Raw genomic sequence first — 15,005 nt, 5'->3', positions numbered from 1 at the left:
TCCACGGTTATCATGGTGCAAATAGTCCTCTATTCAACGCAGGTGGGACTGGTGCTGTAGTAGGTACTTCACAAGCTAACTTTGTCGCCAACGGTGTTGCTGGCGGTATCGGTGGTAATCCCTATATCAGTAATTCCTTCGGTTTTGAAGCTGCTTTCCAACCTAGTGATAAACTGTCGATTAGTGGTTTTGTACTTTACAGCGACATCACAGGTCTTGGTGCTAATGATAATGGCGAAGTTTGGAGCTATGGGCTTGGAGTAGCCTTACCAGACTTCGGTAAAAAAGGCAACGTCTTAGGAATTTTTGCAGGTGTTCAACCATACCTAGGCAGTGTTGATAGCGATAAACCATACCATTTTGAAGGTTTCTATAAGTATCGCGTGACCGACAACATCTCTATTACCCCAGGGGTAATTTGGTTGACAAATCCTGGTCAAGTTTCTAGCAACAGCGACGATGCAATCATTGGTACACTAAGAACTACTTTCAACTTCTAATTGGTTATTGGGGAAGAGTGGAAGAGTGGAAGAGAAATTCTTAACTCCCAATCCCCAATGCCCAATCCCCAATGCCCAATCCCCAATTATGCAGCTTAGGCGTTCTTAGTAGATGCTTTCTTTGAGCTAGCTTTCAGGCGGGTTAATCTGCTTTTGCGGATGCGATCGCTTTTGCGAACACCACCCGCCATACTATATTCGCGGCTATCTGTACCATATTTAAAGGCAATTCCTAATAGCATCCTTTCAGACAAATCATTCAAGGTTTTTTCTAACTCTTTAATCTCGGCTCGGGAAAACTGAATTGCCTCTAAAGCTTTGTTATAAGCATCGATTTTAGTGCGTAATTCCTCAATTAGTTGTGTTAGGTTTTTTAAGTTCCTAGCATCTCCAAAATCCATATTTGGATCAATTGCATTGAGTTTTGCAAGTCTCAACTCAGCTTTTTCGATAACGCGATATGTACGTTTTCTGTAAGACACAAATATACTCCTTTGAGAGGATTGTAGAGTTAGCTTGCCCTATTGAAATTGCATTTTGGTTCAGCAAAATCTGTAGAGCTTGTATTTGATATTTTCAATAACTGCTGCGATCGCCTACTTGTGATCTCACCATCTTTGCAAAAGAGAACTGCGATCGCTTTGGTAAGCCAAAGTATAGGGCATTGATAGCTTCTTTCCCATGCCCCATGCCCCATGCCCCATGCCCCATGTCCCATTCCCCATCCCCCATGCTCTACTGCTTGCCTAACACTAGGCAGTTTTGGTATTCTCATTTAATGCTTGCTCTGCAACAGTCTTCAAGCGGCTAGACCGGATTTTGCGAATGCGATCGCTACTACGAACACCACCCGCCATTTCATATTCGCGGCTGTCTTTGCCATACTTGATAGCAACCACCATCAGCATTTTCTCAGAAAGACTGCTCAAATTTTTTTCCATCTCTTCAATTTCAGTTTTAGAAGAATCAACCACAGACAGAGCAGTATTATAAATATCAATTTTGGTACGTAATTGCTCAATTGACTCAATCAGTTTTTCCAGATTATAATCCTCATCAAATTTAATGTTTGGAACAATCGATTTCAGTCCAGCGCATCTTAACTGAGCTTTTTCTAAAACGCGAGATGTACGCTTTGGACGAGACATAAATTTATTCTTTTAAGATACTTCTAAAGCTAGCTTGCCTTAGTTAAATGCATCCCGGTTCAGGGTAACTCACAATCTTTGATAATAAAATTTTCAGGTGATACTAGTAATTTTTCGGTATTTAATCACAAAAATTTTAAGGGAAACTGTTCCCGTAAGTTGTGGAACCGTTCCCGTAAGTTATGGAACCGCTCCGGTAAGTTGTGGAAGCATTCCCGTTAGTCGTGGAACCGTTCCCGTCAGTTGTGAAACTGCTCCGGTAAGTTGTGAAACCGTTCCCGTCAGTTGTGAAACCGCTCCGGTAAGTTGTGGAACTGCTCCGGTAAGTTGTGGAACCGTTCCCGTCAGTTGTGAAACCGCTCCAGTAAGTTGTGAAATTGCTTTAGGTAGTAACTTGGGTTAAGTAAGCTGATACGCGTCTAGATACAGCGCTTCCCGCTATTATGCAATACAGATTTTCTCCTTGTCCCTCTCCTAGTATAGCTTTCAGCTTTGAAGATGTTGTACCTCATAGCTGCCGGAAGTGCTGTAAAATATTCTCGCGCTTAGGCTGTCAAAAGTCCACAGTCAAAGCTAGCCTTTGACTGTGGACTTTTGACTCTTGACAAGGTAAGCGCGAAATATACAAGTTTATTTGCGTAACAGCTTACCATTCCAAACCCGAAGACTTTCTACTTGACAAAAATATAACTGTTAAAATAAGCATAGATGATGCAGAAAATCAAGCAATTCGCACTGAGTATAAAGATGGTCAATCCGTGACTATAGATGCATATCTTGCTAACCGTTCAGAGTAGAGATAATGAGTTATACGATTGTTCTTTTAAACCCACGCATCATCGGGGTTTTGCCAGTGTAGTCAAGCCAAGGGAAAGTAATGAATATTATAGAGAATAATATTTAGTATGATACGTTTAGGAGAAAAAGTTTTGGCAACTATTACTGATATTGGTAAACTAATTAACTGTCATCCTGGAATACACGGTGGTTCTCCGATTATTGCTGGTACAGGGGTGACAGTCAGGCGCATAGCCATCTGGTACAAACAAGGTTACAGCGCAGAAGAGATTGCAGATCAAATTAGTCATCTGACTTTAGCGCAAGTTTATGCAGCCTTAGCTTATTATCATGCTAACCGCGACCAAATTGACGCTGACATTGCAGCAGAGGCAGATGAGGCTGAAAGATTAGAGAAACTGCATAAAACCCAAAAGCTCTTATGAGCCAAATTCGCTTGTATATGGACGAGGATTCTACAGCACGTTCTTTAGTTCTGGCTCTACAAAATCGTGGTGTAGATGTGATAACAAGTCTAAGTTTGAATAGGCTTGGTTATACCGATGAAGAGCAACTAAGATGGGCAACCGAGCAAGGTCTTGTTTTATATAGTTCTAATATTAGAGATTTCTACCGTTTGCACACTGATTTTTTAAGCAAAGAACAATTTCATGCAGGGATGATTTTAGTACAGCAGCAACGTTATTCAGTGGGGGAAATAATGCGCGGTATTTTGAGCTTAATTGTAGCTAATTCAGCAGAAAAAATGCAGAATAAGGTGGAATTTATAAGTACTTGGATCGAGCAATAGATAGAATTGAGTGCGTTCGCAAAGCTCCAACAATCAAACTCACAACGCTCCCGTGTCAGACACGCCCATAAATTTATTTATGGGCGGGACTTGGACTACTCTTTAACAAAAAAAATATCGTTCAACTGCGATGAGACAAAAATGCAAACTCTGATTTAATATTCCAGCGCCTACCGTCATGGATTAACAGCGTTAACTTATCAGCCGTAAACTCAAAATCAAACTGGCGATTTTCAAACTCTGGCCAAGCAGCTTTAAAGTTCTGCTTTGTTAAATCCCGAAATGCAACTGTAATATGGGGCGCAAAAGGACGCTTTTTACCAACTTCGTCAACAATTCCTAAGTTGCTTTCTGCATAAGCCATTAAATCCGCTTGCAAAGTCAAGAGTTCAGGAGTTTTCACCACATCAATATATATGACACGGGGGGGAAAAGCAGCAAACCCGCTGAGTGTAACAGGTACTGAATTTTGTTTGCTAGCAAATTCCCTCAAAGATGTTTCTAAGATTGACACATTACTATCTACCCATTCAAAAGGCGGTTGTAGCGTAACGTGTGGCGGAGATTTTTGCGCGTCGTCACTAGCATACTTGTCAGCAAAGTACTGCTTGATTTGGTTGGCGTGATTCTGAATATCTTGTGACGGTAGCAAAGCAATGAAAAAACGACTCATACTGACTACTTAGCTTCGGAGCAAAAATGGAATAGTTTTTTCGATCAAAAACAGACCTATGAGAAGAACAACGATATTCGGAATTGCCTCTTTAAATCCTATTCTACGAGAGTAACTTCCCTAAGGAAATTAATTTTTAATCAAGATAGTCGGCGTTTCACTTCATCAGCCAAATCTGCCAATGGCACTTCTATTTGTTCGCCTGTTTTCAAATCTTTGAGAGAAGACTTTTGGGCTGCGGCTTCCTCAGAACCAATAATTACGCAGAATTGAATTCCTTGCTTTTCAGCTAGCTGAAATTGTTTACCCAATCCTCTCTTATCAAAACTAGTTATGACATTAATGCCAGCCTGACGCAGCATTTGAGACACATTTAAATAAATGGGCATCAAATCTTCTTGCATATTCACTACCATTACCTGTGCTGGTGTCGCAGCTAAGGTACTAAGAATACCAGCTTTTAGCAAGCGACTGATTAAACGAGTTAAACCGATTGAAATGCCCACACCAGGCATTTTCTCGCCTAAAAATGTTCCGACTAATTCTTCGTATCTGCCGCCAGAGCAAATACTACCTAAAGCTTCGTGTCCTATTAGAGTAGTTTCGTAAACTGTTCCAGTATAATAATCTAAACCACGCGCGATCGCTAAATCAATAGAGAAACGATTTTCCCCAACTCCCAGATTGCGAACTCCTGCAATCACCGTTTCTATTTCAGCAACTCCCAGACTAAATTGCTCAGCTTCTGGTAAACTTTGCGCGAGATACTTGAGCTTATCCAATACTTGATCAACAGTACCATCAATTTTAATAAAATCAATGATTTTTTGAGTTTTTTCTACTGAAATTTCCTCTTTTTCTAACTCCTGTTTAACTTTAACTTCACCAATTTTTTCCAGATTATCAATGATGCTAATACAGGATTTAATTTTATTCTCTGCAATTCCTAACGATTTAAAGAAACCTGTAAGAATTTTGCGATTGTTGATGCGAATGAGAAAATCACCAATCTTTACTGCCTCAAATATCTCGGTGATAATTGCAGGCATCTGAGCATCGTATAGCAAGCTGAGTTCACGACGAGCAACTACATCAATATCACACTGACGGAACTGACGAAAACGCCCATCTTTTGCCCGTTCACCGCGAAAAACAACATCCATTTGGTAGCGAGCAAAAGGAAAAGTCAATTCATTCAAGTGACGGGCAATATAAGCGGCTAAAGGAACTGTTTGATCAAATTTCAAAGCTCTGGCTTCCGAACCAGTTTCGCCCGATTTATCCCTCTCTGCTTGCCGATTTGGTGGCAGGATTGGATCAATACCATAAATGATATTATCGCCTTGATTCCCTTTAGCTTGCAGCACTTCTAAACGTTCTACTGCGGGAGTTTCAATTGGTGTAAACCCATAGCTTTCAAAAACTCTTCTGATGGTATCTAGCAAATATAATTCGAGCCGTTTTTCACTAGGAAGAAATTCTGGGAAACCGCTAGGGGTGGAGAAGTTTATTTTGTCACCTTTTGCCATACACGTGCTTTGTAGAGTGAAAATTTGAGAATTTATAAAATGGTGCGTTAACTTACGTGTAACGCACCCTACCAATTTAAGCGTAGAAATTGCTATTTTAAGCGTTCTTCTTGGATCAGGGTGCGTTGAAAGATTTGATTATTCTTAAACCAATGCCATGTGCGGGCACGATTGTTATTGTCAGGACTAATGTAAATCATTTCATACAAGTTCAGTTCTGGATTTGTCTTATAAGAAAACCATAAAATAACAATGGAATCATCAGCTTCCCATGCTTTTCCTGAAATGCGATCAGTGTCAAACCAGAGTTTATGATCTTTATAGGTTCCGGGGAATTCATACTCTTCATTTTTCCCATCAGACCACTTATAGCGATTGATTTGATAGTAGGGATGAGGGTTATTTTCTGGAAATTGGCAGGTTAAATGAGACTCATAGCTGTCAAGGATTTTTCCTGCTGTATCAATTAAAGTATAAGTACCTATCCAATCGCCTTCATGACGGGCAAGCACTGGCATTCCTTCTCGAATATTAGACATTACAAAACTCCTTTCAATAAAGTCAGGGCTTACGCAAGTGTCATATTTTTACGCCAGAGGTTGTCCAGAGTCAAAGGTCAAAAGTCCAAAAAACCTTGATTCTTAAACGCCACTTGCTTTAAGTCAAAAGAGCCGCAAGGGCGCAGTGGCTCCCCTTGACCCTTGACCCTTGACCCTTGACTCTTATACCAGAAGCCTTGTGTGCCAGTTGCGTAAGTCCTATCTTATTCTCTACTCCCTATTATCAAACCACCAAGGATCACTAACAGAATTAGTTTTAATTAAATTGACATCTCCCCCGGTTGGAAACACGGGGGATTCTAAACGGATGTTGCTACGGGGTCTAGAAGACCCACTCCGCAATCGTAGTCGATATGATTTATTTAATCGCGTAAACAAATCAATTCGTTGTGGCACTGTCAAAGATGCCCTACCCACCTCGGCTAAGTTTAATCCTAGCTGTGTGGCTACTTTTCTCATGATGTTGGCGCTACCATTGCAATCTGCATTGATAAGATGTCCATCACGGCTTTTGTACAATCCGCGTTTTACCCTTTGTCCTGACGGTTTCCATCCGTTGGGTTTTTCACCATGTTTGTGGAGGCTGTCGCCATCTAGGTAAGACGCTTTTGAAGTATATGCTTCCTCAGTGATTGTTAACTGTATTCCATACTCCAGACAAAGTTGTTTAAGACGTTCAATCAGTCGTCCTGTAGGAATAACTACAAAGTTTTGGTTGCCACGCTTACCCATGTTAGAACCGTTTTTCTGACCATCATTCCAACCAATAACTAGATTACCAACACGGTCATTGAGGCATTGATTAATGATGAATCTGGTGGCTTTGTTAACAGCATCACGCATCTGATTATTGCGTTTGCGCTGTACTAGGTCTAAGTTACTATCCCAGTAAAACTCTGATTTCCCTTGCTTGTATTTAGCAACTAGACGGCAATAACCTTGATTCATTGATTTAAGTTTTTTACCGTCAATAATCAAGCTTTTGCCACGAGTTGAAACACCTGTTAACCAATTTGTACCACCGTGGTCAAAACTCCATGCTTGAGTGTAATCAAGATGGGGGTTAATATCAATTGGTTGCTTGCCGTCATCAATAACCCAATCAATCCATAATTCTCCTAAATAAGGTCTAACAGTAACCTCTTTAACCCAATCAAAATCAATAAAATCGGGTAATTGTAAGGTTATTTCAGTTAGCAAATGTGGTTTTGTCTCTTTGCTAATTGACGGATAAAAACAACTGTTTTTCCAAGTAAGAGCCTGACGGGGAAACGTAACCGCAGCCAGACCACCACGTTTTCTATATTTTGGCAGTGAAGGTTTATCTACTTCACTCCGATAATAAGCCTTAACCAATCCGTTGTAACTGGTTATCGACTCTCCCACAGACTTTAAAGTTTGTTGTGCAGACTGCGCTGCCATTGCTTTGTAGTGAGGATTGTCTTTCAGGATTTTGTCTAGTTCTGGGTAGCTTGTTTTACAGTGGTATGTTTTCCACCCATAACGCAATTCATCACCACGCCAATAGGTAGTAAAAGCATTATCAGATTCCTGCAAACTTGCATAATGAGCTTGTTTTGTTGCATATATGGCGCAATTAATCAAGCTATTGGCGTGTTCACATTGGTTAATCCAAAAAGCTTTTTCTTCGTCGGTAAACTTTGCTTTTAGCGGTATTGTTCTGTACAATTTGTCATCACCTCCTGTTGTTTATTATCATTGTTACTACAGAATGTAGCAACAATATTCCGTAAAATTATGGCTAAATTATCTAAGGAAGATTACGAGTACAGGCGTACTGAAAATTCCGTATCATCAATTAATTACCATTTTGTTTTTGTGCCTAAACGTCGTAGACCTGTGTTGGTAAAAGATGTGGCTAAACGGTTGCAAGAAATAATTTTCGACTTGGTAACTGAACACGGATGGAAACTTATTGCTTTGGAAATAATGCCAGACCATGTACATCTATTTGTCAACACCCCTACTCATGAATCACCCGCAGATGTAGCTAGATGGGTAAAAGGCAGGGCATCACATCATTTAAGAAAAGAATTTCCAGAATTAAAAAAACTACCCGCTTTGTGGACACCGACCTATTTTGTAGCGTCAACAGGTCAAGTCAGCACTGAGGTAGTTAAGAAGTATATTGAAAATCAGAGAGGAAAATAGGAGAAACGCCGGACTAAAGTCCTGCGGGTCGCGTTTCATCCCCTCTCTAAAGAGTAGAGGTTCTCACGCTCCCGTTATGCTCTGATAGGATTCCTATAGCTAGGGGCTACGTAGGCGATGACAAATACTCTGGTTAATTCGCACCGACTCAAACTGACTATCAATATCAAAGACGGTTTCGCCTCCGCCTAAAAACAGGTAGCCATCAGGACGTAACTGCTGCCGAATCTTTTGCAGAATCGAGATTTTTGTCTCGATGTCAAAGTAGATCAACACATTTCGCAGAAAAATGATGTCTATCATTGGCAGCGCCTTCCACTCGTGGATGAGGTTGAGTTGCCGAACCGTTAACATTTGACGAATGGTATCGCTGATCTGCCACAAGTCTTGCTGTTTGCGAAAGTACTTGTCTCGCAAAGTAAAGGAGAGTCCTCGATTGACTTCAAGTTGAGTATAAGAGCCTTGCTTTAATCGCGCCAATACTCTTCCTGATACATCACTGGCAATGAGCTGTAGACTCCAATCTGCTAACTCTGGGAAGTATTCTTGAATTAAGATTGCAATACTATAAGGCTCTTGTCCGTAAGAACAACCCGCACACCAAATTGTTAGCGATCGCTCCTGCTGACGCTGTTGAATCATGTGCAAAAGCACATCAGTTCTGAGCGCTTCAAAAGGGTATAAATCGCGAAAAAAGGATGTTTCATTCGTCAGCAGTGCTTCAACCGCTTGGACGTGCAGCGTTCCAAATGGGGTGTGTTTAAGCTCCTCCACAAAGGCAGCGATCGACGAAAATCCGCTACGCTCTGCGACCGATCCCAGATGCAGATCTGCTAGATATTTTTTCTCAGCGCCAAGTACGACTGCCGATTGTTGGCGCACCAACTCCCGAATATAATCAAAGTCAAAGGGCGGCGAATTCATTGGCGCTCCTGATCCATTCCAGAAGAAGCCTGAGCGACCTGGTGTAAAATCTCGATCGCCATTACATCTAAAGGCAAAACGGCATCTGCAAGCCCAGCGTTTGCCACAAATCCTGGCATTCCCCACACAACGCTACTAGCTTCATCTTGTACTAAGATCCGCCCTCCCGCGCCACGCATCGATTCGCAACCGCGTAGCCCGTCTTGTCCCATTCCTGTGAGAATTACACCCAGCGATCGGGCTTTGTAGTGTTGAGCAATGGAACGAAACAACACGTCTACCGAAGGGCGGCAAAAATTTTCTGGAGTCGCTTGATGCGTGATTAATTGCATTTGCGTTCTTGATCGCGTCACTTCTACATGATAGTCACCGGGAGCAATCCAGATAGTTCCGGGAGTGAGCGGCGCACCTGCATAAGCTTCTGCGACAGCCAATTGGCATTTAGTCGCCAATCGCTCTGCCATCAGCCTGGTAAACATCGCTGGCATATGTTGCACAATCACGATGGGAATCGGAAAAGTCTTGGGGAGTTGAGGCAGCACCAGACTCAAAGCATTTGGTCCACCTGTGGAAGCCCCGATCGCGAGAATGTCGATCAAGGCAAGGCTAGAGCGTATCCGTTGAGAGGAGTGAATTGCAGGAGCGGCAACTGGAACACTCGCAGACGGTCGGGCTGTCTTTGCTCCAAAAAACTTGATCTTGGGGAATAAAGTTTCCTGGATGTGTTGGTTTGCCGCTTCAACACTGCCGAGTTGACTGGGTTTAGTCGCATAGTCTGAGGCTCCCAAAGCCAGAGCGTCCAGCGTTGCAGCCGCTCCGGTGTGCGTCTGGGTACTAAACATAATCACCGGAAGGTTGGGATAGGATCGGCGAATCTCCGCTAAGGTTTCTAACCCGTTCATATCGGGCATCTCGACATCTAAAATCACAACATCTGGGTTGACTTGTGGAATTTTAGCGATCGCAATTCGTCCGGTTGCAGCCACGCCTACTACTTCAAACTCGGAGTCCAGTGCAAAAAGTTTGCTTAGACGACTGCGAACGATAACAGCATCATCAACAATCAGGATATGGATTTTAGACATGGTTAAAATAGGAGAATGGAAAATTAAATCAGGTAGATCAAAACCTTTCTCCTAATGGTTAAAGGACTGAGCTTAAAGTCTATGGCTCATTGCAACTTGCCTCTCCTTAGAACTTGAACTTGCCGACAATCTTTTGTAACTCCGCTGCAATTCGCGCTAGTTCTTCAGCCGCTTGAGACGTATTGTTTGCTCCAGAAGTCGTGCTTAGAGCATTCTGCGCGACAATGCCAATGTTTTTAGCAATATTGGTTGCACCCTTAGCCGATTCTGCCACGTTGCGAGAGATTTCGCTGGTCGTTGCCGTTTGTTCTTCGACAGCGCTGGCGATGGTGGTTTGAATATCACTAATCTGGTTGACCACCCCCGTGATCTCAGTGATGGCTTCTACTGCTCCGTTAGTGTCAGTCTGAATCGCCTCAATGCGTTGACTGATATCTTCAGTTGCGTTGGCAGTCTGTTTGGCGAGTTCTTTGACTTCACTTGCAACCACCGCAAATCCTTTGCCAGCGTCTCCCGCACGAGCCGCCTCGATTGTCGCATTTAGAGCCAGCAGATTTGTTTGCTGCGCGATCGAGGTGATCACTTTAACGACTTTGCCAATGTCAATGCTGCTTTGCCCCAGCTTGTTGATCGTGGCATTGGTTTTCACGGCTGTCCCGACAGCATCGGTTGCAATCTTTGCCCCTTGTGCTGAATTTCTAGCGATTTCTCGAATGCTCGCGGTCATTTCTTCAACGGCGGTGGCGACCGTGATGGCATTTTGACTCACTTGCTCGGCTGAGGCTGAGGCTGAGGTTGCTTGCTCCGCGGTTTGAGAGGCGTTGCCGCTCATTTCGCTACTAACGGCAGTTAACTCTTCAGCCGAGGATGCCACCGTTGCGGCGACTTCTGCCATTTGTCGAATCGAGTCTCGCACCGAGGCGATCATTTCATTGAACGCGATCGCGACTTCGCCCAGGTCATTGTCCTCAGCAAGCCGCACTGAAAAATCCCCCGCTTTTGCTCCATTCAAAGCATCTACAAAGGGTTGCAATTGAGCTTTGAATCCATTGGTTGATTTTGCTGTGGTTTTGCGCGATGCTGTGATTGTTCCATCCATTGCGGGGTCTTGATTTGAGGTCATGAGTGAAAATTCTTGGTTTAAATTTACGACTGGGGTTTGATTTCCAACACTTTTGCTGGATCGAGAACGAGTAAGAACCCATTTGCAAGCTTGTAAGCCCCCTGCAATAAGGGTCGGAGTGTGCCTTGAAGCGTCGCAGGAGGCGGCTCAAAGTCCTCCTCACTCAGGTCTAAGATGTCGTCTAGTTGATCAATTTCTAAGCTGACGACATCTTCATTGGCACAAATAACAACATTGTATTGAGCCGCATCTAAAGGTTGCTCGGTGGTTGCGGTGGGCATATCGAGCCGACGCTTGAGGTTGACCACCGTGATGATTTGACCCCGCAGATTAATCAAGCCGCACACATCTGACTCCGCAAGCGGAACGCGAACCGGAATCTGATGCCGGATGATTTCTTGCACCTGCTCGATCGGAATCCCAAAATGAATGCTGTTGAGATAAAACGTACAAAATTGCTGTGCCATGCGAGTTACCCGACCTGCCGCAAAAGATGTGGGTTGACGATTTCAACGATCGCATCAATATCTAACATCTCTGTCACCTGGTCTTGAATGTTTGTGCAAAAGCGGATTCCAGGGCGAGTTGCGGCTCCTTTAAAGCTTAAAGAATCCTCCACAATGTCTAGAATCCGATCGACAATAATTCCAACGCTAGAGATCGCACTCAGCGCGACCACCACCACAGAAAGTTCGTCTCGCTCAGGCACGCTGTTGCCAAAGATTTGATGTAAATCAATTAGGGGCAAAATCCGATCGCGGTATCTAACCAAATCTTGATTGCCAACTCGCTCGATCGCGGAGGATGGAAATGTTTCTAATCGGATGGCTGCCAACATGGGAATGCCCATCCGCGATCGCTGCGGTCCTTCAATCAGCAAAATCAACTGCTGGTCGAGAGCCTCTTCGGCGATCGTAGGCGCGATCGCGGACAGTCGCTTTTGAAATTGAGCCATCACGTTAGACTGCTTTGCTAGTCCCACTGCGTCTAAAATCAAGGCGATTTGTCCGTCTCCTAAAATAGTTGCCCCGGCATAAATCGCCAACTCTTTGAGCTGTTTTCCGAGGGGTTTTACCACAATCTCTTGCACATCGTCGATCGCATCGACCACGACCCCAAACTGATAGTCATCTGCTTGGATCACCACCAAGTAAACAATTTCAGAATCGGTCACTTTATCGGTTAACTGTAAGACTGAGTTGAGATAAACTAACGGCAACAGCGTCTCTCTGAGTCGATAAACGGGAATGTCATACAGGGTTTCGATTTGAGCAATCTGCTGCCCTTCTAAACGAACTAACTCTTGAATATTGGTTTGCGCGATCGCGAATCGTTCATTACCGCTTGAAATCAGAAGCGCCGAGACAATCGCCAACGTTAACGGGATTTTAATCCGAAATGTAGTGCCAATATTGATCTGACTGCGAACCTCGATCGTACCGTTGACTCGCTCTAGGTTTGAGCGCACTACATCCATTCCTACACCGCGACCCGATAGATTCGTCACGTGTTCTGCGGTCGAAAATCCAGGCAAAAACATCAGATCAAAGGCTTCTTGATCGCTGAGTGCGTCGGCTTGAGTAGACGTTAATATCCCTAACTGCTGCGATCGCTGCTTTAACCGATCGGGAGCAATTCCCTTACCGTCATCCCTGATTTCAAGGTTGACTTTGCCCTGTTCATGAAACGCTCGAATGCTCAACTGCCCTTGAGGAAGCTTACCTTGAGCGACTCGCACCTCCGGCAGCTCGATACCATGATCCACACAATTGCGAATTAAATGAGTCAGGGGATCTTTAATGTGTTCAATCAGACGGCGATCTAGCTCTGTTTCTGCTCCTTCAATGTGAATTTGCACTTGTTTGTGATGGGCGATCGCTAAGTCTCTAACCACGCGCGGAAACTTCTGAAAAATAGTATTCATCGGCTGCATTCGGGTTCTCATAATTCCTTCTTGCAGATCGCTGGTGATCAGATTCAATCGCTGACAAACTCCGGTAAACGAAGAATTATTTAGACCGTCTGAAAAACTTACCACTTCATTGCGAACCAGCACCAATTCTTCTACCAGGGTCATCACTTGATCGAGCAACCCCACATTGACTCGAATCGTGGACGTAGCCACCTCAGTGTCTTCAGAAGCAGTGAGCTTTGAAGACTGCACCCATGAGTCCAAGTTCTGAGGGGGCGAACCGCTTTGAACGGCTTCTAGCGTTTTGATTAGTGTAGAATAATCAATCTCCGTTTCGCTTCCCGTCGCTTCAATTGCGCGAAGCATTTGGCGTAACCCATCGGCTGTCTGGAGCAAAATAGAGGTGATCTGTGGCGTGATTCCCACTGATTGATCGCGCAACTGACCGAGTAAGCTCTCGCCTGCATGAGCGATCGCTTCCAGTTTTGGAAACGGCAGAAAGCCGCAATTTCCTTTGATAGTATGAAGCGATCGGTATAACCGAGTTAGAGCATCTCGGTCAGCAGATGGGTCTTCTAGAGCTAAAATATCTTGCTCGATCTGATCAAGGTTGTCGTAACTCTCCACTAAAAACGCCTGGATATCTTCGTCATCGACTGCGATCGACATACCTCGCCCAACTACACTACAGCTTCAATCTCTAATCCTACGGAGCTACTAGGTTGCCAAGAATCTATCTTAAGATAGAGGTTACAGGGTTGATATTGCTGAAAAGTAATGATCGTCATGCTAAGGCTTGTATATGCAATGTCCGAGTTGTAACTTTACCCAAACTTGCAAAAACGGCTATCGCAGAGGCGTGCAGTCTTACCGCTGCAAGCAGTGTGGGCGACAATTCCTTCAAACATACCGACAATTGCGCTACTCGGATGAGATGAAGCAACGTTGCCTTGATCTGTACTTTAGTGGAATGGGAGTGAAAGCGATCGAGCGGGCGACTCAAGTTCATCACACGACGGTTTTGTACTGGATTCAGAGAGTCAGTTTCGACCCTCTGGGCTTTGAATCTTTGTTTAATCGCGCCGAAGAAACCAGCGATCGCACTTAACAAACATTCTAAAGATTTAGTTTAGTTGGCGGTGCGAAACTCTTTTTGAACGAGGTTGGGTCAACACCTAGACCTAGTGAGTATATTTATTATAATTTTAGGTTTCGCACCGAGAACTAGTTTAAACTTTTAATTCAGGAGGCAGGAGGGAAACCACGTCTAAAAACATGGGATGCAAGTAAGGACGTCTTGTGTCTAGTGCTACGCATCTCGACACCAATTTTTTTTATACTAGTGGGCATTAGACCCACAACTAAAGTTTTTATTCATACTTCCAGCAAAGCTGCCCTCTGTCCTCAGTATAACTGCCTTTATTTGTAAAAAAAATGGCTACAATTTTAATCATTGATGATGCTGCTTTTAGCCGCAGAATGCTGCGGAAGTATTTGCAGATTGACGGGTACGAGATCTTAGAAGCCGTAAACGGACAGGAAGGGTTAGAGATGATCAAAAGTCACCAACCAAATTGTGTCCTTACTGATTTGCTGATGCCTGATATCAATGGGTTTGAGCTATTAAAGTTGCTAAAGCAGGAGAACTTAAAGGTTCCCGCTATTATTATTTCAGCAGATATACAAGACTCATCTCGTCAGCAAGGAATGGAACTTGGTGCGGTCGGGTTTATCAATAAGCCTGCAAAAGAGGATGAGGTTCGCCAAGCTGTGCGGCAAATTTTTGCGTAG

Annotated in this window: 19 protein-coding genes; 7 read left to right on the top strand and 12 right to left on the bottom strand. The window is 43.7% G+C overall.

What is annotated here, in order from left to right; genetic code table 11:
- Positions 1-500 (top strand): carbohydrate porin (locus IQ246_RS14300; protein WP_194004024.1); only part of this gene is annotated, 500 nt, incomplete at its 5' end.
- 95 nt (positions 501-595) lie between these two features.
- Here IQ246_RS14300 and IQ246_RS14295 read toward each other — a convergent pair.
- From IQ246_RS14295 to IQ246_RS14285, 3 genes are all read right to left on the bottom strand, one after another.
- On the bottom strand, positions 596-982 hold the full coding sequence (locus tag IQ246_RS14295) for a hypothetical protein (RefSeq protein WP_194004023.1): 387 nt from the start codon (positions 980-982) through the stop codon (positions 596-598).
- Positions 983-1,076: 94 nt separating this feature from the next.
- The gene (locus IQ246_RS14290) at positions 1,077-1,232 is read right to left on the bottom strand and encodes a hypothetical protein (protein ID WP_194004022.1); all 156 of its coding nucleotides are present in this window, start codon (positions 1,230-1,232) and stop codon (positions 1,077-1,079) included.
- Between the two features lie 20 nt (positions 1,233-1,252).
- The gene (locus IQ246_RS14285; RefSeq protein ID WP_194004021.1) at positions 1,253-1,648 is read right to left on the bottom strand and encodes a hypothetical protein; all 396 of its coding nucleotides are present in this window, start codon (positions 1,646-1,648) and stop codon (positions 1,253-1,255) included.
- Between the two features lie 97 nt (positions 1,649-1,745).
- Here IQ246_RS14285 and IQ246_RS14280 point away from each other — a divergent pair, with 97 nt between their 5' ends.
- The 3 genes from IQ246_RS14280 to IQ246_RS14270 all read left to right on the top strand — a co-directional run bounded on the left by IQ246_RS14280 (position 1,746) and on the right by IQ246_RS14270 (position 3,236).
- Positions 1,746-2,051 (top strand): hypothetical protein, encoded by a 306-nt coding sequence (locus tag IQ246_RS14280; protein ID WP_194004020.1) that lies wholly within the window; start codon positions 1,746-1,748, stop codon positions 2,049-2,051.
- A gap of 526 nt (positions 2,052-2,577) precedes the next feature.
- A complete protein-coding gene (locus IQ246_RS14275) occupies positions 2,578-2,871 on the top strand; it encodes a DUF433 domain-containing protein (RefSeq protein ID WP_244142030.1) in 294 nt (97 codons plus the stop codon).
- The gene (locus IQ246_RS14270; protein WP_194004018.1) at positions 2,868-3,236 is read left to right on the top strand and encodes a DUF5615 family PIN-like protein; all 369 of its coding nucleotides are present in this window, start codon (positions 2,868-2,870) and stop codon (positions 3,234-3,236) included. The genes IQ246_RS14275 and IQ246_RS14270 overlap by 4 nt, the downstream gene beginning before the upstream one ends.
- 121 nt (positions 3,237-3,357) lie before the next feature.
- Here the strand turns inward: IQ246_RS14270 and IQ246_RS14265 are convergent, their stop codons facing one another.
- From IQ246_RS14265 to IQ246_RS14250, 4 genes are all read right to left on the bottom strand, one after another.
- The gene (locus IQ246_RS14265) at positions 3,358-3,909 is read right to left on the bottom strand and encodes a 2'-5' RNA ligase family protein (protein ID WP_194004017.1); all 552 of its coding nucleotides are present in this window, start codon (positions 3,907-3,909) and stop codon (positions 3,358-3,360) included.
- Positions 3,910-4,049: 140 nt separating this feature from the next.
- Complete coding sequence (gene hisS / locus IQ246_RS14260; RefSeq protein WP_194004016.1) at positions 4,050-5,438, bottom strand: histidine--tRNA ligase; 1,389 nt, start codon at positions 5,436-5,438, stop codon at positions 4,050-4,052.
- Positions 5,439-5,530: 92 nt separating this feature from the next.
- A complete protein-coding gene (locus IQ246_RS14255) occupies positions 5,531-5,977 on the bottom strand; it encodes a DUF3598 family protein (RefSeq protein WP_194004015.1) in 447 nt (148 codons plus the stop codon).
- A gap of 231 nt (positions 5,978-6,208) precedes the next feature.
- Entirely contained in the window at positions 6,209-7,687 is a 1,479-nt protein-coding gene (locus IQ246_RS14250) for an RNA-guided endonuclease TnpB family protein (protein ID WP_244142029.1), read from the bottom strand.
- Positions 7,688-7,756: 69 nt separating this feature from the next.
- Here IQ246_RS14250 and tnpA point away from each other — a divergent pair, with 69 nt between their 5' ends.
- Positions 7,757-8,170 carry an IS200/IS605 family transposase gene (gene tnpA / locus IQ246_RS14245; RefSeq protein WP_194004014.1) on the top strand — a complete coding sequence of 138 codons (414 nt, stop codon included), beginning with the start codon at positions 7,757-7,759 and terminating at the stop codon, positions 8,168-8,170.
- Positions 8,171-8,269: 99 nt separating this feature from the next.
- Here tnpA and IQ246_RS14240 read toward each other — a convergent pair whose 3' ends face one another.
- The 5 genes from IQ246_RS14240 to IQ246_RS14220 form a co-directional block, all read right to left on the bottom strand.
- Positions 8,270-9,094, bottom strand: coding sequence for a protein-glutamate O-methyltransferase CheR (locus IQ246_RS14240; protein ID WP_194004013.1), 825 nt, complete (start codon positions 9,092-9,094; stop codon positions 8,270-8,272).
- Complete coding sequence (locus tag IQ246_RS14235; protein WP_194004012.1) at positions 9,091-10,179, bottom strand: chemotaxis response regulator protein-glutamate methylesterase; 1,089 nt, start codon at positions 10,177-10,179, stop codon at positions 9,091-9,093. The genes IQ246_RS14240 and IQ246_RS14235 overlap by 4 nt, the downstream gene beginning before the upstream one ends.
- A gap of 106 nt (positions 10,180-10,285) precedes the next feature.
- The gene (locus IQ246_RS14230) at positions 10,286-11,278 is read right to left on the bottom strand and encodes a methyl-accepting chemotaxis protein (RefSeq protein WP_244142028.1); all 993 of its coding nucleotides are present in this window, start codon (positions 11,276-11,278) and stop codon (positions 10,286-10,288) included.
- A gap of 47 nt (positions 11,279-11,325) precedes the next feature.
- Entirely contained in the window at positions 11,326-11,769 is a 444-nt protein-coding gene (locus IQ246_RS14225) for a chemotaxis protein CheW (protein ID WP_194004010.1), read from the bottom strand.
- A 5-nt stretch (positions 11,770-11,774) separates the two neighbouring features.
- Positions 11,775-13,883 (bottom strand): chemotaxis protein CheA, encoded by a 2,109-nt coding sequence (locus IQ246_RS14220; RefSeq protein ID WP_194004009.1) that lies wholly within the window; start codon positions 13,881-13,883, stop codon positions 11,775-11,777.
- Positions 13,884-14,016: 133 nt separating this feature from the next.
- Between IQ246_RS14220 and IQ246_RS14215 the strand changes: the two genes are divergently transcribed.
- Both IQ246_RS14215 and IQ246_RS14210 read left to right on the top strand, forming a co-directional pair.
- Complete coding sequence (locus IQ246_RS14215) at positions 14,017-14,322, top strand: IS1 family transposase (RefSeq protein WP_194004008.1); 306 nt, start codon at positions 14,017-14,019, stop codon at positions 14,320-14,322.
- Positions 14,323-14,648: 326 nt separating this feature from the next.
- The gene (locus tag IQ246_RS14210) at positions 14,649-15,005 is read left to right on the top strand and encodes a response regulator transcription factor (RefSeq protein WP_194004007.1); all 357 of its coding nucleotides are present in this window, start codon (positions 14,649-14,651) and stop codon (positions 15,003-15,005) included.

It is taken from the genome of aff. Roholtiella sp. LEGE 12411 (genome assembly GCF_015206995.1).
Lineage (GTDB): Bacteria > Cyanobacteriota > Cyanobacteriia > Cyanobacteriales > Nostocaceae > Komarekiella.
Note: the sequence above shows the minus strand (reverse complement) of the source record. Positions and strands in the feature narration are given on the sequence as shown.

Excerpts from the sequence above, each read along its gene's own strand:
- IQ246_RS14290 (WP_194004022.1), bottom strand. The coding sequence starts at position 1,232 with ATGGGGGATGGGGAATGGGACATGGGGCATGGGGCATGGGGCATGGGG.
- IQ246_RS14285 (WP_194004021.1), bottom strand. The coding sequence starts at position 1,648 with ATGTCTCGTCCAAAGCGTACATCTCGCGTTTTAGAAAAAGCTCAGTTA.
- IQ246_RS14270 (WP_194004018.1), top strand. The coding sequence starts at position 2,868 with ATGAGCCAAATTCGCTTGTATATGGACGAGGATTCTACAGCACGTTCT.
- IQ246_RS14265 (WP_194004017.1), bottom strand. The coding sequence starts at position 3,909 with ATGAGTCGTTTTTTCATTGCTTTGCTACCGTCACAAGATATTCAGAAT.
- hisS (WP_194004016.1), bottom strand. The coding sequence starts at position 5,438 with ATGGCAAAAGGTGACAAAATAAACTTCTCCACCCCTAGCGGTTTCCCA.
- IQ246_RS14255 (WP_194004015.1), bottom strand. The coding sequence starts at position 5,977 with ATGTCTAATATTCGAGAAGGAATGCCAGTGCTTGCCCGTCATGAAGGC.
- tnpA (WP_194004014.1), top strand. The coding sequence starts at position 7,757 with ATGGCTAAATTATCTAAGGAAGATTACGAGTACAGGCGTACTGAAAAT.
- IQ246_RS14240 (WP_194004013.1), bottom strand. The coding sequence starts at position 9,094 with ATGAATTCGCCGCCCTTTGACTTTGATTATATTCGGGAGTTGGTGCGC.
- IQ246_RS14235 (WP_194004012.1), bottom strand. The coding sequence starts at position 10,179 with ATGTCTAAAATCCATATCCTGATTGTTGATGATGCTGTTATCGTTCGC.
- IQ246_RS14230 (WP_244142028.1), bottom strand. The coding sequence starts at position 11,278 with ATGGATGGAACAATCACAGCATCGCGCAAAACCACAGCAAAATCAACC.
- IQ246_RS14225 (WP_194004010.1), bottom strand. The coding sequence starts at position 11,769 with ATGGCACAGCAATTTTGTACGTTTTATCTCAACAGCATTCATTTTGGG.
- IQ246_RS14220 (WP_194004009.1), bottom strand. The coding sequence starts at position 13,883 with ATGTCGATCGCAGTCGATGACGAAGATATCCAGGCGTTTTTAGTGGAG.
- IQ246_RS14215 (WP_194004008.1), top strand. The coding sequence starts at position 14,017 with ATGCAATGTCCGAGTTGTAACTTTACCCAAACTTGCAAAAACGGCTAT.
- IQ246_RS14210 (WP_194004007.1), top strand. The coding sequence starts at position 14,649 with ATGGCTACAATTTTAATCATTGATGATGCTGCTTTTAGCCGCAGAATG.